This is a genomic window from Syntrophobotulus glycolicus DSM 8271, from assembly GCF_000190635.1.
GTDB classification, from domain to species: Bacteria; Bacillota; Desulfitobacteriia; order Desulfitobacteriales; family Syntrophobotulaceae; genus Syntrophobotulus; species Syntrophobotulus glycolicus.
Window position 1 is genome coordinate 2,956,794 of sequence record NC_015172.1, and the last position, 25,688, is coordinate 2,982,481.

Here is a 25,688-nt window from a genome sequence, read left to right on the forward strand (position 1 = left end):
TAAAAATGGTATAATGTTTCCTGTGAAAAATCATGGACTACGGTCCGGATACCGATGTTTACCTCTTTCTCTCAAACAATAAAAAATTCAGATGGTGGTTTTTATGCGGATATACCAAAGATTTATTCAATATTACAAGCCTTATCAATTCCTGTTTTTTATGGATCTGTTCTGTGCGGTAATCGTCTCGTTTGTAGACTTATCCTTTCCTCAGGTCCTTAGTTATTTAAGCAAGCACCTTTTCAACCAGGGCCGGGAGGTGATTTACAGCTACCTTGTTTATATCGGCCTGATTTTGCTGGCTATGTATATCATAAAGTATTTTTGCCAATATTTCATTACAACCTGGGGACATATTATGGGTGCCCGGATGGAATCAGATATGCGGCGGGATCTGTTCGAGCATTTTCATAAGCTTTCTTTTGCCTATTATGACAAAAATAACACCGGTGAAATGATGTCCAAATTGGTCGGCGACCTTTTCGACATTTCCGAGCTGGCCCACCACGGCCCGGAAAACTTGTTTATCTCCATTCTCAAGATCTTGGGTTCCTTTACCCTTCTAATGCTGATTAACGTCCCGATGAGTCTTATTCTTCTGGTGATCACCCTGCTCATGGTGACGTTCAGCGTCTATAAAAACCTCCGGATGAAGTCCGTTTTCAGGGACAACAGGGTCAAGATCGCCAAGGTCAATTCCCGCCTCCAGGACAGCCTTTCCGGAATCAGGGTGGTGAAATCCTTTGCCAACGAGGATTTTGAAAGGGAAAAATTCGGGCTCAGCAATGACGAATTTTTGCTTTCTAAAAATGAAAGCTATCATATGATGGGCGGCTATCACGCCTGGAACTCCTTTTTCGAAGGGCTGCTCTATACTCTGATTATCGTTTTGGGCGGTATTTTTATTGCCGATGGTTCGATCGGACTCGGCGATCTGGCTGTCTATGTCCTTTATGTCAATGTTTTTATCAGTCCGATCAGTGTCCTGATCAACTTTACCGAACAGTTTCAAAAAGGCTTTGCCGGATTCAGACGATTCACGGACATCATGGAAACCGAACCGGATATTGTAGATAAGAAAACAGCCGCCCCTTTGGTTTCTGTCAAAGGGGACATCGCATACAACAATGTTTCTTTCCGTTATCATGACGAATACCCTGTTCTGGATGATGTCAGCCTTAAAATAAAAGCGGGCCGGAATATTGCTTTGGTCGGACCATCCGGGGGAGGGAAAACAACCCTTTGTTCATTGCTGCCCAGATTCTACGATGTGACAGCCGGCTCCGTCACCATTGACGGCAAGGATATCCGGAATGTTACGCTCAAATCTCTAAGAAATGCTATTGGCATCGTCCAACAGGATGTTTACCTGTTTGACGGCACCGTCAGGGACAATATCGCTTATGGCAAAGCCAACGCCACCGAGGAGGAAATTATGGAAGCTGCCAAAAATGCCAATATCCATGATTTCATCCTGTCTCTGGACACAGGCTATGATACCTACGTCGGGGAGCGGGGGGTAAGACTGTCCGGCGGTCAGAAGCAAAGAATAGCTATCGCCCGGGTCTTTTTGAAAAACCCGCCGATCCTGATCCTGGATGAAGCGACCTCCGCTCTGGACAATGAAAGTGAACGATTTATTCAACAGTCTTTGGAAAAACTGGCTGAGAACCGGACAACCATTGTGATTGCCCACCGGCTGAGCACGATCAAGAACTCGGATGAGATTATTGTTATAACCGAGGGAGGAATCAGAGAAAGGGGCACACACAAACAGTTGCTGGAAAACAACGGCCTCTACGCCGATTATTACAACATGCAGTTTGAAGGTTTGGAATAAAATCATGGTCATAGAAGAAAACAGATAAGCCATCGCGTCCTAAAAGAAGATTCCGGTCAGGAAATGATACAAAAAGGTGATGGGCGGGCCGATGATCTGATTGAGGATCCCGGTCAGGATGAGCAGCAGGAGAATATATGTGCCGATCCGGCTGATTTGATGATACAGCGCACTGCCGCTCAAGCCCAGCAAACCGAAAAGAACATGCGAACCGTCCAGCGGGGGCACCGGAAGCAGGTTAAACACACAAAGAACAATATTGATTTTCACCGCATACTGGAAAATATTAATGACGATGTCATAGGTATCCTGCGCCAGAAAACCCGACGGCATAAAGGTGCTTGCTTTCATGAGAATCAAAAATAATACGGCCACCAGAATATTCATGAGCGGCCCGGCCAGAGAAACGATCATATCATCCCTGACTTTGTTCCGGAAACGATTGGGATTGATCTGGACCGGTCTGGCCCAGCCGAACCCGGCAAGGAGAATCATGATAAACCCAATGAGATCAATATGGGCCAGGGGATTAACTGTATTCCTGCCCTGAGCCCGGGGAGTATCGTCGCCCAGCCAGATCGCCGTCTGCGCATGGGCAAACTCGTGTAAAGAAAACCCGATTAATATACCCGGAAGCAAATAAATGATATTGGCAATACTTGACGTAATGAAGATTACCCTCTTTCTTCGCAATTCTGCCTGAGCCGTCTCACTACCTCTTCATCTGCGGGACAAAAGCGATAATTGTCCAATTCCTCAGGCTGTACCCATTTCAGATCATGGTGAACTTTTTTTCTCAGATCACCGCTTATTATTTTGGAGTCAAAAAAAGTAATTTCAATTCCTTTGCTCCCCTTAAAGTGCCGGGTTTTGGCGAAAACCCCCATGACGGAAAGATCAATATCCAGTTCCTCCCTGCACTCACGCCGAATACACTCTTCCATCGTTTCCCCCGGCTCCAGCTTTCCCCCGGGAAATTCCCAGAGCAGGGGAAGAGTGCCGGCGGAAGCGCGCTGGCAGATGAGGATTTTATTGTTTTGGCGGATAATAGCGGCGGCTACATATAACAAATCGTTCCCTCATTATTTTTACGGTTACTGTCAGTTTACTCTAATTTGCCCGAATCATAAAGTGTTCATCCGCTGTTTTAATCGGAAAGGCTGATTTCGCTGAGGATCAATCTGTTCCCGTTTTCGCTTTTTTCTAAAGTGCCTTTAACCAGATACCTGTTCCCTTCCTTGACCTGCAAGGCATTTTTCGTATTTTTGTCGATCAGGGCGTCAATGGTGCTTGTCCCATCGGAGAGGATCAAAAAAATGATCTGATTGCGGCTGTCATCCAAAAATTTTGTGACAGTCAGCATCATCTCCTGTTCTCCGGTACTGTCTGCTCCATTAACTAACCGGTCAATTGTTCCGCTCTCCTTGTTTTTGCCGGTATTATTACCGGCACTGCCGAGACCGACCGCACTTTGCAGGGAGGGAAGATTTTTTACCGCCAGGGAGCCGCAGATCAAAATGATCAGCAAAAACAAAGCGATTGCGATGTTTCTCCAGTTGAGGCCGGTTTTATTTTGCCCGGGCTTCCCCTGCTGCGGAACTTGCGGGTCTTGATCATGGGAGACGTCATTTTCTAAGTCTTGTTCTTCTTCCGGGCCGGAATCCTTTTGGCCATTTTCCCCCTCGCTGTTTTCCTCCGGTTCCTCCCGATCCTGCTCTCGGTCCTCTTCCACAGCCGGTTCTTCTTCAAGCTTTGTTATTTGAACATAGCGTTTTTCTTGGGCAATATTTTCCGATATCTCAATCGCGCTTAAAATGGTTTGAATATTACTGTCAATCAGACCTCTGTTCACATATTTGGAACTGGCTTTTAAGCGCTGTTCAATCCGGGTGTCTATCTGGTCCTTAAACAAGATGTTCCGGTAGTAGTCAGGCGGAAAGATTTTAGAGACCTTGTCCTTGAATTCCCCTGCCGTAAACCTGCAATGAACGATCAGCCCTTCTATGGTGATATTGGTCATCCCCAGATTGGTGTCTAAGTAGATGCTCAGCTCGTCGCGGTATTTTCTGATCTGTTCGGTCAGATTGATTCGCCTGCCGTCCTTTAGGGTAATCTTTCCGTCCGGTTCTATTTCCGTTATTTCTTCCGGACTCCAGCTCTGCACCTCAATTACTCGGCACCCGAAACGGGAGGAGATCACAAGAAAATCAGGGTCATACCCGCCTATTTGCGGATGGGCAACGACATAGGTGTCCTCCGGCAAATATTTTTCCAGAAGCTCTCCGATTTCTTTTTCGGCGCTCAGTCTGGAATAAAGCGTCACATTTTTTGTTTTGATCTTGCTTAGAGCTTCGCTTAGCTCCTCTTTCCCTAAAAATATTCCCATCTGGTCATCTCCGCCAATTCTCTTTCTACCCTCATTTTCGGATATATGATCCGGAATGTTTAATTAATCGGAAAAAGCCTTCTGGTTTTTATCCACCAGAAGGTTTGGCGTCTTGCCGTCAGGACACTCTGTCTTCATCAATAATCTTAATGAACAGCTCTACAATTTCCGGATCAAACTGTGTTCCGGAACACCTTTTGATTTCCTGAACTGCCTCCTCTTTGCTTTTTGGTTTACTGTAAGGCCTTTCACTGGTCATGGCATCAAAGGAATCGACGACGGATAATATCCGGCACTCCAGGGGAATATCTTCTCCCTTTAGTCCGAGAGGATATCCTTTCCCGTCCCATCTTTCATGGTGTTTGAGAATAAGCTCGGCAATGTCTTTCAGATCAGGCGATACAATAGCGATCCGGTATCCCTTTTCAGGGTGCATGCGCATAACTTCCCATTCTTCCTCTGTCAGCTTTCCGGGCTTGAACAGGATTCTGTCTGGGATACCCACTTTCCCGACATCGTGTACCTGGGACAATAAGGCCAGGGCCGTGATCATTCTGGGATCGAGGACTTTTCTCGTCCCCACCTTCACACTGAGATCCAAGAGCCTGTTGGCATGGCCCTGGGTAATGTAATCTCTTTCAGCCAGGGCAGCCATCAGGGAGTTGATGATTTGACTGCGGCTGCTTTGCTTCTGGAAAAGCTTATTGTGGTACATGTGTTCATCGGCCTTTTTGAAGATCTCATTGATATTCTCCTCCGCGCTGTAGGCAGTCGCCTGTCCTATGGAAACACTGATTGAAATATCCGAGCTTTGACGGTTATGTTCGACAATGTTGTCTATGATTCGTGTGACTACTGATTCTGCCGCCTTTTGATCGGTTTTGTACAGGACAACCGCAAATTCATCCCCGCCCGTTCTGGCCAGCAGGTCATTGTTGCGAATGGAGTTCTCCAGAATCCTGGAAAGCTCGCGCAATAATTGATTGCCATATTCATGGCCCATTGTCTCATTGACAGCCTTCAAACCGTCTACATCGATAGAGAGCACAGTCAGGGGATAGTCCTCCTGGCAATTTGGGAGGTTTTTGATTTCCATTTCAAAAAACAAGCGGTTATTCAGCCCTGTGATGGCATCATGATAGCTGATAAATTTTAATTTTTCTTCCGCTTCCCTGCTCCTGGTCACATCATAGGCCACCATTCCGATTAAAGAGGTCTGATCTTCCTGATTGTCTATGGGAAATAAACAATACTCCATATAGCCTTCTTTACCGCTCGGAAGGCTCATGCTATCTGAATAAAAAAAGGAGCGGTTATTCTTGTTTACTTCCCGGATTCTTTCATCGAACAGTTCAAAGTAGGCGGGAGAAAACATCTTTGCAACATTGGTTCCTTCCATCATTTTGGGCGTCAGCCCCATTCTTTTCGCTCCGGAACTGGAAACACGGATAACATTTCCTTTCGTATCCAAAATGCAGATGGGATTGGGACTGTGCTCCAAAAAGGAGTCCAAAATATACCGGGCCCTTTTCAATTCACCTTTGCTCATCCGCAATGCTGTTTCGGTCTGGGTACGCACCAATAGCTGTCCTACCTGAGCGGCGTATAATTCCGCTATTTCCGTATTCTTTATCTCGGTCTCCTTGGACAGGAGTAAGGAAAAATTGCCAATCATCTTATCCTGACAAGCAATTTCCAATATGGTCACTTTCCCTAATTCGAATTGGTTCTCCAGGGTCCGGGCCAGCTTCAAAGGAATAAATTCCTGAGAGAAATACACAAAGCTGTTAAATGAGATATTTCTGTTGTTTTGAAGCTTTTTAATATAGATATCACTGCGGGAAAATTCTATTCCTCCAACTTGTCCTTTAAGAATTTTCTCAAATTCCCGCAGGTCTTCCTCTTCTCCGGATATTGCTGTTAGAGTAGAAACATCCCTGACAGGGTCATACAGATCAAGCACTGCGAATCTGGCTTCGGTGATGAAACGAATATCTTCGGTCAAGACCTGAAAATCAATCTTGTTGTCTTTTTTACAGACTATGCTGCCGGCCAGTTCAGCCATTTTCTCCAGAATAGTATTCTTTTCCTTTTCCTTATGGTACCGGGATATATAGATGCCGATTGTTTTGGCTGCCATACGCACAATCGGTTTCAGCTTTTCGGGGTCGCCTTCCAGGCCCAGACTTCCTGCTCTTCTGCCCAGAACCGTGATCACATGGCTGTAGCCTGCATTGGTGTCTGTCCCTAATTTGCGGAAGTGTTCCGCCTGTTCTTCGTCGATGACCGCCTCATCTGTCTGCCCGGATCTGATGATGATGGAACCCATATGCTTTCTGCCTATTCTGGTGGTGTCGGTTGCTTCGATTATTTCGCCCTGATGATCACAAATGATAAGGCTTCCTCCTGTTTCTGCACTTATCATTGCGGATACTTCCCGAAGGGTATCCAAATTCATTTTTAGTATATTGTCCATCAAAGCAACATCCTTTTGCCTATTTGTTCAACCAAAATAAATTTTTTAGTATTTCGACATTCTTTAAAAATCACCTTCTTTTTTTCTTGATCATTCCAATAATGCTGGGACAATCGCTTGTTATTCGTCATTTTTCCCTTACACACGAAAACGATATCCGGCCCCCCAAACTGTCTCTACATACTGGGGTGATGAAGGGTCACTCTCTATTTTTTCTCTTATGCGGGCAATATGGACGGTTACTGTTGTCGAATCCCCCAGAGAATCTAATCCCCATACCCGTTCGAAAATTTCTTCCCTGCCAAAAACATGGTTGGGATGTTCGCTTAAAAAAAGCAGCAGGTCAAATTCTTTTTGGGCCAGGTTAACCTCCTGCCCGTGAACATAAACCCTGCGGGCTCCCTTTTCAATTCTCAGCCCCCGGATACTGATGGCTTTCACCGGGGGAGGTCCCTCCTTGAAACGATTTTTCAGCCGTTCGTAGTTTTCCAGGTGGGCTTTGACACGCGCCACCAGTTCTCCCGGACTGAAGGGCTTGGTGATATAGTCGTCCGCACCCAGACTGAAGCCTTTGATTTTATCTATCTCTTCTTTTTTCGCGGAAACCAACAATACCGGAATATCTTTTTCCTCATTCATGCGCCGGAGTATTTCCAGACCGTCCAGGCCGGGAAGCATGATATCGATGATCAGCAGATCATAGGACTCCTTTTGGATTTCCTGAAACCCTGCCAGCCCGTCCGCACAAATTTTCACAGCGAAACCGGCTACTTCCAGATAGTCCTTTTGAAGCTCCGCAATGCTGGGGTCGTCTTCCACAATCAAAATCTTTTTCGCTTCCTGGTTTAAGCTCGTGCTTTTTTCTTTACTCCTGTTCATCTTTCTTCCCTTCCCGTCTTTTTTCTTCTGCAGCGGGGGACCCGGTTCCAAGTGAGATCAGGATACTTGTCCCTCCCCCCGCATTGCTGACCGCCCAAACTCTTCCGTTATGCCCTTCCACAATCTGTTTGGCGATCGCCAGTCCCAAACCGCTTCCCTGGCTGCGCGCGCTGTCCGAACGGTAAAAGCGGTCAAAGATATAGGGCAGGTCCTGCGGACCGATTCCGGCTCCATTATCCCGCAGTTCAATAATGATCCCGGTATAAGTCTCCCTCAGCAATATTTTGATCTCACCCTTTTCCTTATCCATATATTTGCAGGAATTATCTAGGATATTCATCAGTACCCGGCGCATTCTCTCCCGGTCTAGGGGAAGAACATGGCTTTGCCCCAGTCCGCTTTGCAAGCTTATCCTTATCTGGCGGCGTTCCAGCTCAGGCTCGAATTCCAGGATGCATTCCCGGATGTATTTCTCGATATCGGTAGGTTCAAACTGAAAGGGAATCTGGTTCAAATCAAGTTTTGCGTAAAGCAGGAGATCATCAATCATCGTATCAACCTGGCCGGCTTTGACATAGATTGTCTTTAAATATTTATCCATTTTCTCCGGTGTATTGGCTATTCCGTCAAAAATACCTTCCACATAGCCTTTGATGGAAGTCACGGGGGTCTTTAAGTCATGGGAGATACTGGAGATGAGCATTTTGCGGTTTTCCTCATATTTCAGCTGGGTATGGATGGACTCCTTCAGCTTGATCCGCATCGCTTCCAGTTTGCGGCATAAGGCCTGGATCTCTCCATCCCCCTCTTCGGCAATCTCATAATCGAGATTGCCCCGGCTGATCTCACCCGCAGCGTTTTGCAGGTTGCTCAAGGGCCGAATGATGCTCCGGGAAAAATGGAAAGAGATCAAGACACTGGTCGCGAGATATAAAACGAAAAAAAGCAGACCGAGAGCCGCCGCGGCCATCTTCATCTGAACGGCAGCTTTCTCAACGGGCAGTAAAATCACGGCCTTTCCAGGGGCACCATCCCGAAATTTCAAACCGACGCTTCGAATGGTATAGGTGGTGTCGGCCAGCGTAAGCCGTTTATTTAAACTGCTGTGCCAATCCTCGGCTTGCAGGCACTTGTCTATCTCAATCTGATTGAATTCACGGGAAGCAAAAATGACCTCTTCTTTTTTGACGATCAGGATTTCACCTCGGTAAGAAGCCAACTGTTCCTGCAAATGCTTTTGAAAATTCTGATCTTCCAGCATCTCGGGTTTTTGCTCCAGGGCGCTTTTGATGCTCTGGCTCACCTCCAGCTCAGCCTGGACCAATTTTTGAAAATTGACCACGGTTTTATCCGTAAAAGCAAACTGGCCGTAAAGATAAAAGACGGCCAATGCCGCTAAAACAGTAATCAGTCCGGGGATGATTACTGTTGCCGCATTGGCCAGGATTAAACGTTTTTTCAGGTCCATTTTATCACCTTAGAACTCTTTTTGGTCAAACAAATAGTACCCTGCTGTAAAGAACATTATACCATACCCTGCCATGATCAAGAATTCCCTGATGATTTTCCCCAGGGGGAAAGTATTGGCCAGCCACAGGTTGTACCAGCCGAGATGATTGGTCAGGAATAATCCGGAATAGGAAGAGAAGAAGATCTCTATCACCTTGAAGGCCAGAAAAATGAGAATTGCAATAAAAAAAGCGGAAATCCCGCTGCGGAAAATATTGGCCAGCAGAGCGATACCCAAAGCAAGGACATAGATGGGGATAAAGCTGACTGCATAGGCGAGGAGGATCTGACCCACCTGCACTCCGCCGGCTGAACCGGTGTTAAATATCAATCCGGCCGCCAGGGAAAAAACAAGAAGAATCAACAGATTACCCAGAATGAACACTCCTATGGTCAAGACCTTAGCGGTATATATTTTCAGCCTGCTTACCGGACGGGTCAGCGTGACCCGGATCGAATTCTGGGCAAATTCCCCGGCAAAGATTTCAATTGCCACTAAAGCTGTAAAAAGGGGAAGAACAGTATAGCTTACGGCGGAAAGAACAAGCAGGGGGAAATCCGCACTGCCCGCTCCGCGCATTCCTATCCCGCTGCGCATCCCGATGATGGCCAGTTGTCCGATTACTACGGTCATCAGGGAAATCACCACGGCAACAGAAACCTTCTTCTTTTTGCTTAACTTTTCTATCTCATTAAGAAGCGCTGCTCGAAACACGGCCATTTCTTTCTACCTCACTCACAAAATAATTCTCCAGGCTGGCATAGTTTTGCAGGATATCCGGCATGCTCTGGACACTGAGCATTTTTCCGTTTAAGATTACCCCGATACGGGTACAGGTCAGCTCCACATCATGAATCAGATGGCTGGAAATAAAGAATGTGGTGTTATCTTCTTCAGCCAGGCGGTGGATCAGCCTGCGGATGTCGATCATTCCTTCGACATCAAGCCCATTCAGCGGTTCATCCAGAATGAGAAGCCTGGGTCTGGATAAAATCGCTGCCGCTATCCCCAACCGTTGTTTCATGCCCAGGGAAAATTTCCTCGGTTTTTCATGCTTGTATTTGAGCATCCCGGTCAGTTCCAGGGCTTCATCCAGACGGCTGTCATCGACATGCGGATAATAACGGGCGATTTGCTTTAAGTTTTCCCAAGCACTGAGATAGGGATGCGATTCCGCGATTTCAATAATACTCCCTACCTGAGCGGTGGCCTTTTCGTATTCTTCCAGTACACTATGGCCAAAAATCCTGACATCTCCCCTGTCGGGCCTGATTAAACCCGTCATGATTTTCATGGCGGTTGTTTTGCCGGCTCCATTCGGTCCTAAAAAACCGAAGATATCCCCTTTGCCGATCTCCAGATTAATGTCTTCTATCCCTCTGTGGTTGGGATAAGTTTTGGTCAGGCCGGTGATTTCTATTACTTTTTCCACTTTCTGCTCCTCCCTGGCATTCGTTTCCCGCAAAACAGTCCCGGCAGGACTATGATCAACGTGATGAGCAGGACCGCTGAAAATCATTCTCAGCAGCCCTGCTTTTCAATATGAGCCTTCCTTACTCCAAGACCATCCTATATTGCGAATCATAGTTTCTGCCCATTCTGTTGTGAAGATTAAAATAACACTGACTGCTTCCTGAATTAAAGAACAGATCTCCCTCAAGCTTTGATCCGTCTTTCTGAACAGCTTCAAATCTTGCCGTAGAGTCATTTTTATCCTCACCGTAATTTGCCACAAAGCTAAATTCACTTATGGTCTGGGAAGCGTACTCTTCATAGCCCTGCCGATATTCTTCACGATACTTTCCGCTGACCGACTGCTGGTTGATGTCCGTGATTTCCAAGATTCTCTGACCGATTTTGACAAACTTCTGGTCTTTTTCGATCACAATGTCATTGGTGTATTGGCCAAGATATTTTTGCGGTGCGGTTTTCACTGATTCGGTGCTATTCGCAGAAGTCTTTTCAACTTTCTTGCCTGTCAGGTCGGGAGCTTGGACGGTCGTTGTATTGATTCCGGAGATCTTCACCAGCACTTCCAGTGTCAATTCGTGGACCTTGCCGTCCTCTTCGGTCCCGCAAAGCTTTCCTGTCGCCGTCACCTTTTCTATGGTCCCATCCTGATTTACCGCAGCATTGCCCGTTACCTCTTTGACATAGATATCTTTGGTCAACCTCGGCATTAACATCTCTGCCCGGCTTTGACCCATCTGCTTAACCTGCAATGAGGCTACGGCATTTACCAAAGCCGGGATTTGCGTCTCCTGCAAGGAACCGGAGAACTCCTTGGAGCCGTCCGCTTTTTCCTCAACAACGACATAATCCTTGAGATTGCCGATTACCGCATCGGCAATTTTCTCAATATCTTCCGCTTCTTCTTGTTTGAAAGGATCCTCCATGATGGTCCCGTTTCCTTCCGTAAATTCAGTTACATAATAGGTCTCACTGTCGCTGCCTTTACCGATCATCTTATTTTTTTCCCGATAATAATAACTGGTGTGTGATTGCCCCTTACTGTCTTTACTGGAGCCGGTGTTTTCGGAAATATTATTTATCCGGTCGTATTTTTGGCTGCTGTTCTCATAGCTCAATTCCGTCCCGTTATCCTTGAGGCTGTAGGAAAAATCCACCTGGTAGTTATTAAAGACCTCCGAACAGTCGGCCGTAGTCTTTTTCACGGCAGCTTTAAACTGTTCATAACCGCTCTTATTCGCAATATCCGCCAGGGCTGTGGTGGTAAACAGCATGGCCCCGGCGAGAAAGCCGGCAATAACGGCTGTTTTCTTTTTTATCTTCATTTCTCTGACTCCTTTCTGTTTGGGAAAAGCTTTCCTGATTTTTATTATAGAGCTCTGGTCTTGATTTTCTCTAAACAAATCATTAAAAAATTATTAACGATTGATCCTTCTTTCCGGAACAGCTAACCGCAAAGACAGAAAAAAAGCTCCCATTGTAAGCAAAACAATCATACCGACAATACCGGCCCAGCCGAACCTGATCCAGAATAGCCCCCCTATCGTGCCGCTGATGCTGGAACCGACATAGTAAAAGAATAGATATAATGCCGAAGCCTGAGCTTTATCCTCCCCGGCCAAGAGCCCGATCCAACTGCTGGCAATGGAATGGCAGGCAAAAAATCCGAAAACAAAGACAGCAATGCCAAAAATCTTCACCCACAGGTTGGCCGCCAGGGTAATTAGGATTCCAGCCAGTACGATTGCTATTGCTATGCTCAGCACCTTATGCCTTCCTTTTTTGTCGGCCAGTCTGCCCATCCAGGTCGAGCTGATTGTTCCCACAGTATTGATGATAAAGATCCAGCCGACAATGGATTGGCTGAGGGAATACGGCGGAGCAAGCAGTTGAAAGCTGATGTAATTAAACAGGGTGACAAAACAACTCATGAACAAAAAACCCAATCCATAAAGAGTGAGCAAATTGGGGTCTTTACACTGGGAAACAAGCTGTTTCACGATATTTTTCACCTCGACGGGCTTCCGTTTAAAATTGCGGGAGGGCGGCAGCAGGAGCCAGAACATGATGGCGGCGGCCAGACCGAAAGCCCCCACCGCCGCTATCGCCACCCTCCAGCTGTAGTACTCCGTAATTATGCCGCTGATAATTCTTCCGCTCATCCCTCCGATAGAGTTTCCGCTGATGTAAAGGCCCATGGCCAGTCCGAGTCCCTCCGGCTCGATTTCCTCGCTTAAATATGTCATGGCAATTGCCGGCAGCCCGGCCAAAACAATCCCCTGGATGACCCGGATGAAAAGGAGCAAGTGATAATCAGGGCTTATTGCCGTCAGGACAGCCAGCAGAGATGCGGTGATGATGGAAAATGTCATAATGGACTTTCTGCCAACAGCGTCGGAAAGAAACCCCACGAACAGCATGCTGACCGCCATGGCCATAGTTGTGATGGACAAGGAGAGGCTGGCCGCGGCCGGGGAAATATTAAATTCCCCCGCAAGCTCCGGCATAAGGGGCTGAACATTGTACAATATCGCGAAGGTATTGACTCCTCCCGCAAAAAGGGCAAGCACAATTCTCTGAAATGATCTGGTGCCTTGTTTTACGTAATTCACTGAAGATGACTTCTTTCCGCTTTATTCATGATCGAGTAGGTTAAGGAACTGCTTAAGCAGGGCTTCCCCATAGTGATTTTCCCGTACTGATTGTCTGATCTTGTTCACGTCGTAACCTTTTCGAAGCAGGTAATCGTTTTGTTCTTCGATATAAGCGGATATGAGGTCCGCTGTGAATTCCGGGTGAAATTGAACTCCCCAGATATTGTCGTTATAGACAAAAGCATGATGCTGTTCATGCTCACTGGATGCCAGGACCACGGCCCCCGGCGGAAGCCTCTCCGCAGTCTGGGCATGGAGGACATGCGCGGTAAAATTGGGAGGAAGGATCCCCAGCAGGGGATCTTTTCTTCCTCCGGCTGTAAGGTGAATATCTACGGTGCCTGTTTCCCTGCCTCTGGGATGAAAATCCACCCTTCCTCCGAAGGCATCAGCCAAAAGCTGATGCCCAAAGCAGATGCCCAGAGTGGGAATTCTCCTGGGAGCATTGGCACGCAGCCAGTCTTCCAGGAATAAAATCCAGGCTGCGCGGCTGCCGACACTGGCATTTGCTCCGGTGATGATCATTCCTGATACATCATCAAGGCTGGGCGGCTGTTTCTCCTGGTATACGGGCCAGATCACAGTATCCTCAGATACGTCCATTTGGCGGAGAAACACTTCTTCAGCGTCCCCGAACCGTTCCTTTATGGCCTCAGGCGTCGTTCCGGTCTTAATCAGTAAAAGCTTTTTCATGGTGATGCTCCTTTCCTCAAGAGACCTCCTTCCTTCTCTCTTTAGTATGCTAAGGTATCTCCCTGCGCAAACAGGTAAACATATTTCTCTTTAACCCTTTTACCGGTCAGGGTTTCCAGGGCCCTGGCATAATAGGCAAGCTGTACCCTGTACCTCTCTCGAAGCTGACCTGACCCACCTTCAGGCACATAGTCCGTTTTGTAGTCGAGCAGGACGAGACCGTCCGGCTCCTCAAAGAAACAATCGATCACACCTTGGAGCAAAATATTTTCTCCTTGATAAACCTCGCTGTCCATATGTTCATAGACTTCCCCGCAGGGAATCTCCATGTTAAAGGGTACTTCCCGGTTGATGGAGCGGGAGGCGCACATTCTTCTCCCTAAATCCGACTGCAGGAAGGTCCGGATTTTGTTTACGTCAATGCCTTGAGCCTGTTGTTTGGTCAACAGGTCTTTATTGATCATCTTCTCTATCTGAATTTCAATATCCTCTTTGCCATAGTCCAGATGCTGCATGATAAAATGGAGAACTGTCCCTGCTTCGGCCGCGCTGAGACCTTTCTTCTCTTCCATAAACATGGGCCTTTTCACGGGCATATCCGGATAGAGGTATGCCAAACCCTCTTCAGGGCTGTTTTGCTCAAAACGTCTTTTCAGCTCTGTCACCGTCAGTTTGGCCGAGGTCCCGGCAAGCGCCGCAAAGGGGTATACCCAGCTTAATCTGCGCTCAATCTCGGGTTCGACGCCCTCCGGCTGGTTTTCGCCGGTCAAATAATCGAGCCATTTTTCCAATTCCTGCTCACTTTCCTCCCGCCCCGCGGGTGGAATCTTCATCTCTCTGATGTCCCCTGTATTGATCCGCCAGATGGAAGGATCGCCGATCAGCCGCCCTGAGAAGATGTGCGGGCGCAAGGTGCAGGCCTGGTGCCTCATCAATGCCGGCCCGATCCAGTCCAGATATCTGTTGCTGTGCAGAACCTCATAAGCAGGCAATTTTTCCCCAGCGCTGCCCGCGGATTCGGCCCATTTCCTGACGTCCTTGTCCAGATCCTTGACGGTTGCCGTAATCACCAGTTTTTCCCTGGCCCTGGTCAACGCTACATATAATATCCGCATTTCCTCCGAAAGTGTTTCTGCCCGGAGCTTTTCCCTGAGGGCTTGTTTGAGCAGAGAAGGGTAAGAGAGGCGCAGGCTTGGCGTGACGACCTCCGGGCCGAATCCCAGATCATGATGGAGAAGAATATTTTTATTCATATCCTGCAAATTAAATTTTTTCCCGCAGCCCGCCAGGATCACTACCGGAAATTCCAGGCCTTTGCTTTTATGGATGCTCATTATCCGGACTACATTGTCGTTTTCTCCAAGTATTTTGGCACTGCCCAAGTCATTGCGGCTGTCTTTGAGCTTATCGATAAAGTTGACAAAATGAAATAGTCCCTTATAGCTTGTCTCCTCAAACTGCCTGGCCCGTTCAAACAAAATGCGCAGATTTGCCTGTCTCTGCTCCCCCAAGGGCATCGCCCCTATCGCTGCGTAATAACCTGTTTCCTGATAAAGGCGCCAAAGCAGCCGCTCAGTTGACAGGTGCTGAGAAACACGCCGCCATTGGAGAAGCTTTTGGCTGAAAGCAGCGGCTTTCATGGCGGCTGGGGTCTCCGAGCCGGCCAGAATCTGCAGGGCCTTGTATAAAGACGCTTTACGGTCGGCCAGGCGCAATTCAGCCAGGTCCTCGGTCGTAAAGTCCGCTACCGGCGACCTGAGCACGGCCAGCAGCGGAATGTCCTGTAAAGGGTTATCGATGATCTGCAGCAGGGACATCATCACCTGAATTTCGATGGTCTTGAAAAAGCCGGCCCCGGTATCGGCAAATGCCGGTATGCCCTGAGCCGTCAGTTCTTCCATGAACACTTCCGACCAGTTTCGGGTTGTCCGCAGGAGAATGACAATGTCTCTGAACTCGACACAACGATATCTTTCCGCAATTTTATCCCAGACCTGAAAAACCTTTCCTTTTTCATCAGGCTCCCTCAGTTGTTTGATCAGCCGGGCAATCAGGCGCGCTTCACACTGGATATTTTCCAAAACTTCTTCTTTTTCCTCATTTTCACTGTCCCTCTGCCGGCCTTCTTCATTACCGGCACTGTCGTCAATAGGATTGCTCCTGCCGTTTGCTCCGGCCTCCGCCTCATCCTGATCCGGGCTGTCCGAAAGACCGGCCTCTGCTTGTCCGCCGGTCTGAAGGAGATAGAGCTCGACTTCTCCCCCTACTTCGGCATTTTCGGTCTTGCTTTCTTCAAATGCCGCTCCCGGGTTCAGGGCCTCGGCATCCGTATAATGAAGTTCGCCCACTTTTTCTGACATGATTTGTTTGAACAGGAAATTGACCGCGTTTAAAATCTCAGGACGGCTGCGGAAGTTTTTGAACAGAAGGATCTTGCGGTCAGAACCGCCTCTTTCAGAGGCATAGCTGTTGTACTTTTCCAGGAACAGCTCCGGTCTGGCCTGTCTGAACCGGTAAATGCTCTGCTTGACATCCCCGACCATAAAGATGTTCGGATTGTCTTTTCCGGTCAGCATGCCGATCATAAATTCCTGCACATCATTGCTGTCCTGATATTCATCAACGAGAATTTCGCTGAAACGCTCCCGATAGCTCAAGGCGACAGGTGAAGGGACAATGTTTCCCTGTTCATCGGTTTGGGTCAGAACCTGTAAACAAAAATGCTCGAGGTCGTTAAAATCAAGAACGGATTTCCCGTTCTTGCGATCGGCGTATTTTTTGCCGAGATCCAGAACAAGGCCGCTGAGACACTTCATCAAAGGGTATAAGGATTTCAAATCAGCGGACAGACCTGCTGAATCGGTCAGAAATATTCGTTCTTTGATTTTTCGCAGCCGTATTTTCACCTCGTCACGGATATTTTTGACGGATTCCTGTTTGGTTTTATCGGCGTCCTTGCCTGCTGAGGGCCAGCGGCTGAACTGGACAGACTGCATTTTGGCCAAAAGGCGGTCCCATCGGTGACCGCTTCCCGACCTGCTGAGAGCCAGCAGCTCCTCCACATGGGAGAGATCCTCGCCCAAGACCGGAATATAGTTTTGCAGGCCGCCTGTCCCGTCCTTGATCATCTCCAAGGCCCGGTTCAGCTGTTCAACCAAATTCTCCAGTTCCATCTCAGCTGATTCCAGGAGGATCTTTCCCCAGGGGGTCTCGCTAAAATCCTCATCCGTATATTCAAGCAATTCCGCATATTTAAGCAATTCCGCTGTTTTATCCTGAAGCCATTTTTCCGGCCAGGGACTGCTCTGAATAAAATTGTAAAGATTTAAGACCATGTCCTGGAGGGCCTGGTCATCCCTGTTTCCCCCATAGCATTCCAGAAGTTCGTCAAAATTTTCGTCTGTGGTTTCCTTCTCATAAAGCTCTTCAAAAAGCTCCTGTAAAGACTCCAGTTTCATTAACGCGGCTTCGGTTTCATTGGCAATTCTGAAATCGGGATCAAGATTGATCCGGTGAAAGTTCGTACGGATCACTTCCAGGCAAAAGGAGTGAATGGTGGTGATGGAGGCTTTATGGAGGAGGGTCAGCTGTCTCTGAATATTCGGGGAATCCGGATTGTCCTCCAGGACTTTGCTGATCGCCTCTGCTATTCTTTCCCGCATTTCGGCGGCGGCGGCATTGGTAAAGGTCACAATAAGAAGCTTGTCGATATCCACCGGGTGCTGACGGTCGGTAATTTTGCGAATGATTCTTTCAACCAGCACCGCGGTTTTGCCTGCCCCCGCGGCGGCGGCCACCAGAATACTGCAGTCCTTCTCCGATATGGCCTCCCATTGTTCATTCGTCCACTTTGTCTCACTCATGCCCGTTTTTCTCCTCCATCAGCTTCCAGACCTCCGCATCCTGATAATCGGGGAGCAGTTTAAAGCTGTTTTCTTTTCTGGCGGGATCAAACTGGCAAATTGCCCCAAACCTGCAGTACCTGCAGGAATTGGCGGTTTTCTTCCTGTAAGGGGCTATATCCACGCGGCCCCGCATGATTTCCCCGCCTAAATGCTGCAAAAGGTTGCGGACATATTTGCGCAGAAGGTTGAATTGTTCAAATGAAGCCGCCGAAGACCTGCCCAAACCGCCGCCTTTATTGATTCTGGCCGGAATGATCAGGGAGCTGCCATCGATCTGTCTGTCCATTTCTCTAATCAGGCGGACATCGGCCAGGATCAGGCCTTTCATTTTCAACTGTTTCATGATCGCCTGTTCTATTTCTTCCTTGGAGGTCTGCTTGCTCCCCCGGATCAGAGGATCATCAATCCGGAAATAGAGAAGGCCCCCGGGAAGAAGCGGCCGGGGAATATCCAGGCCTTTATTTTCCCATATGGCATCCAAATAGGTCATCAGCTGAATCTGCATTCCATAGTAAACATCGGCCAGTTTGAATTCCTTGTTGTTTGATTTGTAATCCACGATTCTTAAATACGTGCCTTCGGCGGTTTTCAAGGCGTCAACCCGGTCTATTCTGCCGACAAGGTGAATTTTTTCACCGGACTCCAGTTCAATGACAATTGGCGGAAAATCCCCGCTTTCACTGAAATCCATTTCATAACCCAAAGGCTCGAAGCCACTGCGCCTGATATGCTCGGCAATCAGCCGGACTGCCCTCACCAAAACTCTTTTCAATCTCATGGTCAAGGCCGTATATCTTTTGGAAGCGGCTAATCCGGTTCCCTGCATTTTCGCCAGCATCTCGTCGACGATCTGTGAAACCTTAATCTCACACCACTCTTTGTCCAATTCGCGCCAGGAAAGCGCTTGTTCGGCAACCTGCCGGGAAAATGCCTCAATGACGCCATGCATAAATGTCCCGACATCGGGCGGGCTGAATCTATATATTTTTCTTTCCTTCGCTCCCAGGCCATATTGGACATAAAAAGCAAAGGGACAAGCGGTATATCTCTCCAAACGGGAAACGCTGGCATAAGCGGGCTGTCCGTATAATGCCGCGACTTTATCCCCACTGATCGGCGGAGCAATGTTTTTGTACAAGAAAGCTGCCCTGACTGCCCGGCAGCGGTCCCGCCACTCTTCCTGCCCGGCAAACCAGATACAGGTGTCCCGCCAGAGCCTGCTGATTTCCCGGCCGTCGGCTTTGCGGCGCAGGGCCTGAACCATCTGGCTGAACGCAGAGGCCTGCCCTGTGATCAGCTCCAGCTCTTCCGCTCCGGCGGTCGAGGTCAGAACATTGCCGGTTTCAGCCACCATCGGAAAAAGCTTGCGTATACGGGAAATTATGATTGACGGTCTGAGCGTTTTGCCTTCCTGATCAGCAATAGGCCAGCTCAGCCGCAGGTAATTTCCTGATGTGGTTAAAACCTTGTAGATAAGGTATTGCTCATCAAAGGCCTGTGTCCTGGTATCCTTGGCCAGTTCAATCCCTGTCTTGCCCAAGACGGCCCGGTCCGGGTCGGACAAAATATTTTCTTTTATTATCGCTGAGGGGAATACGCCGTCATTGACCCCCAGTACATATAATGCCTTGATTTTGTGACTTTTGGAACGCTCGGGACTCCCCACCAGAACCTGATCTAATGAAGCAGGAATCAAGCCAACCTTAAACTGAGCAAGACCTGTTTTGAGGATATCGGCAAACCTCTTCAGGCTCAGCTTTTCATCCCCCATAATTTCAACGATCTGATCAAAGACTTCCATCAGGATATTCCAAACCTGAGCATATTCGCTGGCCAGGTTCACTTCTCCGCTTTGACGAAATTCGGCGATGGATTGCTCCAGCTTGGCCGGAACCCCGATCCGGCAGAGAAAATCATAAACTGCCGTGCAGATTTCGGCGGTTTGCCGGCGCCCTTTGGTTTTTCCGCGAAATTCCTGAAGGGGCCCTGCCACCTCCAGCCTGATGCGGTTAATCTCTTCGAGCTGCTCGCGATATTGTCCGGAGCTCTTTTCATCCGGCAGAAAATCAGGACTCATTGTCCACTCTTCCTGCTTTGTCCAGCGGCTGCCCCTGATGCCGCAAGCTAAAACATAGTTTTCTAAACGATCAATTTTTTCCTGTTCAATTCCGCTTAAGCCTGTTTTCAAATAGCGGAAAACCGCTTCATAGGACCAGTTTTCCCCAAAGATATCCAGCATGGCCAGCAAAAGGCGTACCAGGGGATGATTGGTGATCTCCACCTTGCGGTCAAGAAAATAAGGAATTCCATATTCAGCGAAAATGATTTCAATAAAGCTCTGGTATTTGTCCAGGTTCCCGGCGACAACCGTGATATCCCTGAAGCGCATATTCTGATCACGGCATTGCCTGATGATATCCCTGGCCGCCGCCTCGATTTCCGAAAAAATATTTGCCGCTGAGAATAAGGCAATATCCTTTGTCTTTGAGTCGTATGTCTGATATGGATATGTATTTAAATAGCGCTCTAAATGAGCAAGCTCACTGCTGTTTTTAAACCTGGGCAAATGCGCCGTCTCCAGCAGCAGCGGTTTTTCCATCTCCGTCCGGGAGGCCTGGGCAACTTTTACGAGCTTATGGTACGCTTCTTTGGTGGGCGCAAAGATATCTAACCCCCCGGCCGGTCCGATCCCGGGCCCATCCGCACAAAGACTGACACTGATCCTCCCGGCTTTGCCCAACAAGCTCTCAATGACAGAGTATTCCTGGACGGTAAACCCGTCAAAGCCGTCGATCCATATCTCCGCTCCGTCATAGGTTCTCGTTTCCGGTATTTTTGCCGCTGCCAGGGTCAGATCATCATCGGAATCATGGTATCTCTCGCGAAGGGCTTCTTCAAACACGGCATAGATTGAACTGAGCTCCAACAGTTTATCTTTGAGAAAATTGTCGTCTTCGAATTCCCCGCTTACTTCTTCAAGACGGTGTGGGGAAATATGATATTGTTTCAACTCTGTGATCAGCTCGGCTATGGTATTGACAAAACCCTGCCGGTCGGCGCTATTGGCAAATACCTTCAAACTGTCCTTCATTTTATGGAGAATCCGGTAAAGGATCATACACTTCCCCGCCTGGTGAATGTGGGGATAGGTGATCCCCCCCGCTTCATTAAAAACACGGAAAGCCAGCCTGCGGAAGCTCAAAACCTCTGTCTGGAAAATCCCCCCGGTTCCCAGGACGGCGATAAGGTCTTTTTCCGCCTGAAAGGTATATTGTTCCGGGACAAGCATAACCAGAGGATGCTCTGCTCTCTCCGTAATTTTTGTTTTTATTTCCTGCAGGCACAAGTGCGTTTTTCCACTGCCCGCCCGGCCTAAAATCACCCTTAAGCTCATTGTCTTGCTCCCATATTCGTCCGTTTTTCCTCCTGTACCCAAGACCCGGCCGGCACTCTATCGATCAATGGTCTCATATTCATGGGCATAAGCCAATCCCCATTCACAGAGGGTACTAAGAATAGGCAGCAGGCTCCTTCCCGCCTTTGTCAGAGAATATTCCACTTTGGGCGGGATTTGGGTATATACCGTTCTCGTCACCAGACCACTGCCTTCCAGTTCCCTGAGCTGCTGAGTAAGCATTTTTTGGGTTATTTTAGGAAGAGTCTTTCTTAATTCACTAAAACGCAGAGTTTTATCCTTGATCTGCCAAAGAATAAGGGCTTTCCATTTTCCTCCGATCAGGGCCAGGGTCAGTTCCATCGAACATTGATATTCATTATTTTTGAATTTGATCATCTGTTATCTGTCTCCTTGCAGCTTTATCCCTTATCCTTTGATCCATGTCCTTGCCCACTTTATCGTGCCTTCCTGCAGCGTCAATGCCTTAAAAAAACAGTATCTTTTTAGATACTATATACCGAAAAAGTACGTACTTGCGATCGGCAGCCATATTCAATAGTATTATATCATAATTAATGAAGGAGTTGATGATCATGAAGGTTGTTGCGTTCAACGGAAGCCCGCGGGTTCATGGCAATACTGCCCGCAGCCTCCGAATTGTGCTTGATGAGCTGGCTAAAGAAGGAATAGAAACCGAATTGGTTCAGCTGGGAGGCCAAAAAGTGTATGGCTGTCTGGCCTGCGGCAAATGTAGCGAACTGAAAAATAACAGCTGTGTCCGCCAAGACGATGAGATGAACACGTTCATTCAAAAGGTCGGAGAGGCTGACGGGCTCCTTATTGGCTCTCCCACCTATTTCAGCAATGTCACCTCTGAGGTGAAGGCGTTTATTGATCGCTGCGGTTATGTAAACAAGGCCAACGGAGGCCATCTTCTGCGGGGGAAAGCTGGAGCGGCTGTCGTCTCGGTACGCAGGGCCGGTTCCAATTTTACTTATTCGGCAATCAACTTTTTCTTTGGAATTGCTGAAATGGTTATTCCAACATCCAGCTATTGGAACATGACCTTGGCCCGGGACCCTGGAGATATTGAGCTGGATGAGGAAGGGATCAGAACCTTTCAAACCTTGGGCAAAAATATGGCTAAGCTTTTAAAACAGATCAATGGAAATTGAACCTCTTTGTCTGCTGATGATGACTTCGCTCAGTTATGTTAAAATGATATCATAATATATTGTATCTTTTATCTTTTTAAGCGGGGATAACCATGGCGATCTATTATATCGACAGAAAAACAGGGGAAACCAGGGAAGAAATTGTGGCTGGGGATCAGTTCCTGCAATGGCTTTATCGGACGGGATCAGGCTCTTTCTTTTTGGAAACGCTCATCAAACGCAAATTTTTTTCTGCTCTATACGGGAAGTACCAAGATACCGGACAAAGCCGAAAAAAAATCAAGGGCTTTGTCCAGAGTCTGGCCATTGATTTATCCGAGGCAAAAATTGAGGATATCGGCAAATATTCTACGTTCAACGAATTTTTTACCAGAGAATTAAAACCTTCCCGCCGTCCGCTCTGTAATCAGCCTGAGGCTTTGATCTCCCCAGCCGACGGTCGGGTTTTTGCTTGGGAAAATATCGACATTGATCTGATGGTGCAGGTGAAAGGCCTTGCTTATACTCTTGCCGACCTGCTCCAGGATCAGGCTTTGGCCCTTGCTTATTCCGGGGGAACCTGTCTGGTCATCAGACTTTGCCCTGCCGACTATCACCGCTTTCACTTTCCGGACAGCGGTGTCCCCGGCCCGCCGCAGCAAATCAAAGGAAGCTATTATTCGGTTAATCCCCTGGCCCTGCATAAAATTATCCGGCTTTACTGCCGGAATAAAAGGGAACTGACTGTTTTCAGGTCGGATCATTTTGGCGACATGCTGCTCCTTGAGGTGGGAGCGACCTGTGTCGGCTCAATCATTCAGACGTACTCGGCGAATCAGCATGTCGCCAAAGGATCTGAAAAGGGGTATTTTAAATTTGGCGGCTCGACTGTTATTGTCCTGTTCAAAAAAGACAGGGTGAAATTGGATGAGGATATTCTTGATCATACCGTTTCCGGCTTTGAAACGAAGATATTAATGGGGGAACGGCTGGGCGTTAAACTGAAATAAGCGCAGAAAAGGATATCATTCCGGAAAACTCTTTTCTTTCAAATCTCTTTTGATTAATTCTCCAATTAATTCTTCAGAGATCGGCTTGCTCGTAAAATGTCCCTGAATGAATCCGCACCTTGCTTTTTTTAAGTAATCATATTGTTCGGAGGTTTCAATTCCTTCGGCAATCACATCAATGTCCAGGTCCTGAGCAAGTGAAATGATTGAGCTGACAATTTTCTTGCCCTGGTACCCCGGATTGATTTCTTCTACAAAGGATTTGTCTATCTTTAAAACATGAATGGGCAGCCGCCTGAGATATCCCAGAGAAGAATATCCCTTCCCAAAATTATCCAAAGATATTTTTATGCCCATTTTTTTCAGTTCAATCATTTTGAGGATTGTCTCATCCAGGCAGTCCGCAAATGTATTCTCGGATATTTCAATCTCCAGGGAGGACGGGGAGAGCTCCGTTTCGGACAGAATATCCTTAATGGCTTTGACAATATCACCATTCCGGAGCTGTGTCGCCGAGATATTCACTGAGATCATCCCTTGGAAATCATATTCACTTTTCCATTTTTTTGCGGTTTCGCAGGCTTTTTTGATCACCCATTCCCCAATGGGAATAATCAGGCCGGTTTCTTCGGCAACATTGATAAAATCCACGGGCTCCAAATGGCCTTTAAACGGATTATTCCATCTGAGCAAAGCTTCTACTCCCCTGATTCGGCCTGTCTCGATGTCATACTGAGGTTGATAGATCAGCTCAAACTCTTCTTTTTCCAGTGCTTTGCGCAACCCTTTTTCCATATTAAATTTGAGAAGGACTTCCTCCGCAATCGCAAAGGAAAAAATCCGCACTGTATTTTTTCCGCTTTCCTTCGCTTTATACATCGCCATATCCGCATACTTCAGCAATTCCTCTTTTGTTACGCCATGATCGGGGAAAACCGAAATCCCTATACTGCAGCTGAGATGAACAACACTGTTTTTTCCGAGTACAAAAGGTTTCAGAAAGCAATCTTTCACCCTTTTCGTTAAAGCCAGGATTTCTTCATTGCAGCTGGCATTCTGGAACGATAAAACAAATTCATCTCCGCCTAAGCGAGCCAATGTATCATAATCCCGAATGTTTGAGGAAATCCTATGGGCAGATTGTCTGAGGATCTCATCCCCACAGTCATGGCCCATACTGTCATTGATTTTCTTAAAGTTGTCAATATCTAAAAACAATACCGCAACCTTCTCATTTAATCTTTTCGCTTTTTTTAAAGTGATGTCCAGTCTGTCAAAAAACAACTTCCTGTTCGGAAGGCTGGTCAGACTGTCATGATAAGCAATATAAGCCAGTTGGTCCTCGTGTACTTTTAAATTGTTGATGTCAATATGCATGCCGGCCAATATCGACGGTTTCCCATTTTGATCCGAATATGATCTGCCGCTCGAACGAATCCATTTATAGGAACCGTCCTCACTTCTGACCCTATACTCATCATAATAATCTTCGGTTTTTCCATTGAAGAATTCATTGAACAGTTTGCAGACATGTTCGCGGTCATCAGGATGAATCCGGTGTTCCCATTCCTCAATCGTAATATTCTCCGTTGAGCAGACATTGAGAAATCTGCCCGCAAGTTCTTTTTCCCCTGTATTTCGTTTAAGATACCACACCCTGTCACAACTGGATCTCATGATCAATTCCAATATCTTGTTTTTTTCATCCAGTCTGGCTTTTTGAACCTTGATTTGCTCATTTATTTTTTTCAGTTCTTCATTGTGAAAATTCAATTCTTCATGACTTTGAAACGGTTCGCTCAATTCTTTAAAAATCGCCACAAAATAGCCTGTTTCAGGGGAAAAGGCCCTGATTTTGTACCATTTATCCCCGAGATCCGCGTATTGCTCAAGTACTTCCCGGTTCCCCCTGGAAGCAATTTCCCCTAGAAAACTGATTAAACCGGCAAAACTGCCGGGATCAGAATGGAGCTCTTTGAGTGTACTGCCGATCACATCCTTTTTCTTGCCGCCGATTATCCTTGCATACGCTGTATTCAGATATAAATGCTCGCAATCAACAGCAACACCATTGTTTTGAATGATCCTGCCATAAAGAACCGCATCCGATATATGTTCCAACGCAATCTCAAAGGATTGTTGACAAATTTCCAAGGATGATTCCCCTTTACAATGGACTTTTTCCAAGCTGTTCTGGCCTGTTTTTCAGGGCAAGTATGCGCAATTTATCTTTGATCGGGGTTCCAGTATTTATAATTTTATCATGTATTATCTTGTTTTTGAATAAATCTTATCCAGATGTTTGGGTTATGAT

18 protein-coding genes are annotated in these 25,688 nt (G+C 47.3%); 3 read left to right on the forward strand and 15 right to left on the reverse strand.

Annotated elements, in window-relative coordinates:
* The first annotated feature begins 103 nt into the window (after positions 1 to 103).
* On the forward strand, positions 104 to 1,840 hold the full coding sequence (locus tag SGLY_RS14640) for an ABC transporter ATP-binding protein (RefSeq protein ID WP_013626007.1): 1,737 nt from the start codon (positions 104 to 106) through the stop codon (positions 1,838 to 1,840).
* Positions 1,841 to 1,879: 39 nt separating this feature from the next.
* Here the strand turns inward: SGLY_RS14640 and SGLY_RS14645 are convergent, their stop codons facing one another.
* From SGLY_RS14645 to SGLY_RS14710, 14 genes are all read right to left on the reverse strand, one after another.
* On the reverse strand, positions 1,880 to 2,533 hold the full coding sequence (locus SGLY_RS14645; RefSeq protein WP_013626008.1) for a site-2 protease family protein: 654 nt from the start codon (positions 2,531 to 2,533) through the stop codon (positions 1,880 to 1,882).
* Positions 2,515 to 2,910, reverse strand: a complete 396-nt coding sequence (locus SGLY_RS14650; RefSeq protein ID WP_013626009.1) for a (deoxy)nucleoside triphosphate pyrophosphohydrolase — start codon at positions 2,908 to 2,910, stop codon at positions 2,515 to 2,517. The genes SGLY_RS14645 and SGLY_RS14650 overlap by 19 nt, the downstream gene beginning before the upstream one ends.
* A 77-nt stretch (positions 2,911 to 2,987) precedes the next feature.
* Positions 2,988 to 4,226: an OB-fold nucleic acid binding domain-containing protein gene (locus SGLY_RS14655; RefSeq protein ID WP_013626010.1), complete on the reverse strand. Its 1,239-nt coding sequence runs from the start codon at positions 4,224 to 4,226 to the stop codon at positions 2,988 to 2,990.
* Positions 4,227 to 4,344: 118 nt separating this feature from the next.
* Positions 4,345 to 6,702, reverse strand: coding sequence for a diguanylate cyclase domain-containing protein (locus SGLY_RS17255; RefSeq protein ID WP_013626011.1), 2,358 nt, complete (start codon positions 6,700 to 6,702; stop codon positions 4,345 to 4,347).
* Positions 6,703 to 6,840: 138 nt separating this feature from the next.
* Entirely contained in the window at positions 6,841 to 7,581 is a 741-nt protein-coding gene (locus tag SGLY_RS14665) for a response regulator transcription factor (RefSeq protein WP_013626012.1), read from the reverse strand.
* On the reverse strand, positions 7,568 to 9,049 hold the full coding sequence (locus SGLY_RS14670; RefSeq protein ID WP_013626013.1) for a sensor histidine kinase: 1,482 nt from the start codon (positions 9,047 to 9,049) through the stop codon (positions 7,568 to 7,570). Before SGLY_RS14670 ends, SGLY_RS14665 begins: the two co-directional genes overlap by 14 nt.
* 9 nt (positions 9,050 to 9,058) lie before the next feature.
* A complete protein-coding gene (locus SGLY_RS14675; RefSeq protein WP_013626014.1) occupies positions 9,059 to 9,811 on the reverse strand; it encodes an ABC transporter permease in 753 nt (250 codons plus the stop codon).
* Positions 9,783 to 10,523, reverse strand: a complete 741-nt coding sequence (locus SGLY_RS14680; RefSeq protein WP_041445475.1) for an ABC transporter ATP-binding protein — start codon at positions 10,521 to 10,523, stop codon at positions 9,783 to 9,785. The genes SGLY_RS14675 and SGLY_RS14680 overlap by 29 nt, the downstream gene beginning before the upstream one ends.
* A gap of 121 nt (positions 10,524 to 10,644) precedes the next feature.
* A complete protein-coding gene (locus tag SGLY_RS14685) occupies positions 10,645 to 11,886 on the reverse strand; it encodes a hypothetical protein (protein ID WP_013626016.1) in 1,242 nt (413 codons plus the stop codon).
* Positions 11,887 to 11,979: 93 nt separating this feature from the next.
* A complete protein-coding gene (locus tag SGLY_RS14690; RefSeq protein WP_013626017.1) occupies positions 11,980 to 13,173 on the reverse strand; it encodes an MFS transporter in 1,194 nt (397 codons plus the stop codon).
* A 21-nt stretch (positions 13,174 to 13,194) separates the two neighbouring features.
* The gene (locus tag SGLY_RS14695) at positions 13,195 to 13,908 is read right to left on the reverse strand and encodes a glutamine amidotransferase (RefSeq protein WP_013626018.1); all 714 of its coding nucleotides are present in this window, start codon (positions 13,906 to 13,908) and stop codon (positions 13,195 to 13,197) included.
* A 41-nt stretch (positions 13,909 to 13,949) separates the two neighbouring features.
* Positions 13,950 to 17,771, reverse strand: a complete 3,822-nt coding sequence (locus tag SGLY_RS14700) for a UvrD-helicase domain-containing protein (RefSeq protein WP_013626019.1) — start codon at positions 17,769 to 17,771, stop codon at positions 13,950 to 13,952.
* Positions 17,764 to 21,207: a helicase-exonuclease AddAB subunit AddB gene (gene addB / locus SGLY_RS14705; protein WP_013626020.1), complete on the reverse strand. Its 3,444-nt coding sequence runs from the start codon at positions 21,205 to 21,207 to the stop codon at positions 17,764 to 17,766. The genes SGLY_RS14700 and addB overlap by 8 nt, the downstream gene beginning before the upstream one ends.
* A gap of 57 nt (positions 21,208 to 21,264) precedes the next feature.
* The gene (locus SGLY_RS14710) at positions 21,265 to 21,606 is read right to left on the reverse strand and encodes a winged helix-turn-helix transcriptional regulator (protein ID WP_013626021.1); all 342 of its coding nucleotides are present in this window, start codon (positions 21,604 to 21,606) and stop codon (positions 21,265 to 21,267) included.
* A gap of 197 nt (positions 21,607 to 21,803) precedes the next feature.
* On the opposite strand from SGLY_RS14710, the gene SGLY_RS14715 reads away from it, so the two are divergent.
* Together SGLY_RS14715 and SGLY_RS14720 are read left to right on the forward strand one after the other, a co-directional pair.
* Complete coding sequence (locus tag SGLY_RS14715) at positions 21,804 to 22,385, forward strand: flavodoxin family protein (RefSeq protein ID WP_013626022.1); 582 nt, start codon at positions 21,804 to 21,806, stop codon at positions 22,383 to 22,385.
* A gap of 92 nt (positions 22,386 to 22,477) precedes the next feature.
* Complete coding sequence (locus SGLY_RS14720; RefSeq protein ID WP_013626023.1) at positions 22,478 to 23,374, forward strand: phosphatidylserine decarboxylase; 897 nt, start codon at positions 22,478 to 22,480, stop codon at positions 23,372 to 23,374.
* Between the two features lie 15 nt (positions 23,375 to 23,389).
* Here SGLY_RS14720 and SGLY_RS14725 read toward each other — a convergent pair whose 3' ends face one another.
* Entirely contained in the window at positions 23,390 to 25,528 is a 2,139-nt protein-coding gene (locus SGLY_RS14725) for a GGDEF and EAL domain-containing protein (protein ID WP_041444844.1), read from the reverse strand.
* Positions 25,529 to 25,688 lie beyond the last annotated feature (160 nt).

Coding starts and splice junctions, on each gene's coding strand:
- SGLY_RS14640 (WP_013626007.1), top strand. CDS start 104: ATGCGGATATACCAAAGATTTATTCAATATTACAAGCCTTATCAATTC.
- SGLY_RS14665 (WP_013626012.1), bottom strand. CDS start 7,581: ATGAACAGGAGTAAAGAAAAAAGCACGAGCTTAAACCAGGAAGCGAAA.
- SGLY_RS14695 (WP_013626018.1), bottom strand. CDS start 13,908: ATGAAAAAGCTTTTACTGATTAAGACCGGAACGACGCCTGAGGCCATA.
- SGLY_RS14685 (WP_013626016.1), bottom strand. CDS start 11,886: ATGAAGATAAAAAAGAAAACAGCCGTTATTGCCGGCTTTCTCGCCGGG.
- SGLY_RS14670 (WP_013626013.1), bottom strand. CDS start 9,049: ATGGACCTGAAAAAACGTTTAATCCTGGCCAATGCGGCAACAGTAATC.
- SGLY_RS14715 (WP_013626022.1), top strand. CDS start 21,804: ATGAAGGTTGTTGCGTTCAACGGAAGCCCGCGGGTTCATGGCAATACT.
- addB (WP_013626020.1), bottom strand. CDS start 21,207: ATGAGCTTAAGGGTGATTTTAGGCCGGGCGGGCAGTGGAAAAACGCAC.
- SGLY_RS14700 (WP_013626019.1), bottom strand. CDS start 17,771: ATGAGTGAGACAAAGTGGACGAATGAACAATGGGAGGCCATATCGGAG.
- SGLY_RS17255 (WP_013626011.1), bottom strand. CDS start 6,702: ATGGACAATATACTAAAAATGAATTTGGATACCCTTCGGGAAGTATCC.
- SGLY_RS14720 (WP_013626023.1), top strand. CDS start 22,478: ATGGCGATCTATTATATCGACAGAAAAACAGGGGAAACCAGGGAAGAA.
- SGLY_RS14675 (WP_013626014.1), bottom strand. CDS start 9,811: ATGGCCGTGTTTCGAGCAGCGCTTCTTAATGAGATAGAAAAGTTAAGC.
- SGLY_RS14710 (WP_013626021.1), bottom strand. CDS start 21,606: ATGATCAAATTCAAAAATAATGAATATCAATGTTCGATGGAACTGACC.
- SGLY_RS14655 (WP_013626010.1), bottom strand. CDS start 4,226: ATGGGAATATTTTTAGGGAAAGAGGAGCTAAGCGAAGCTCTAAGCAAG.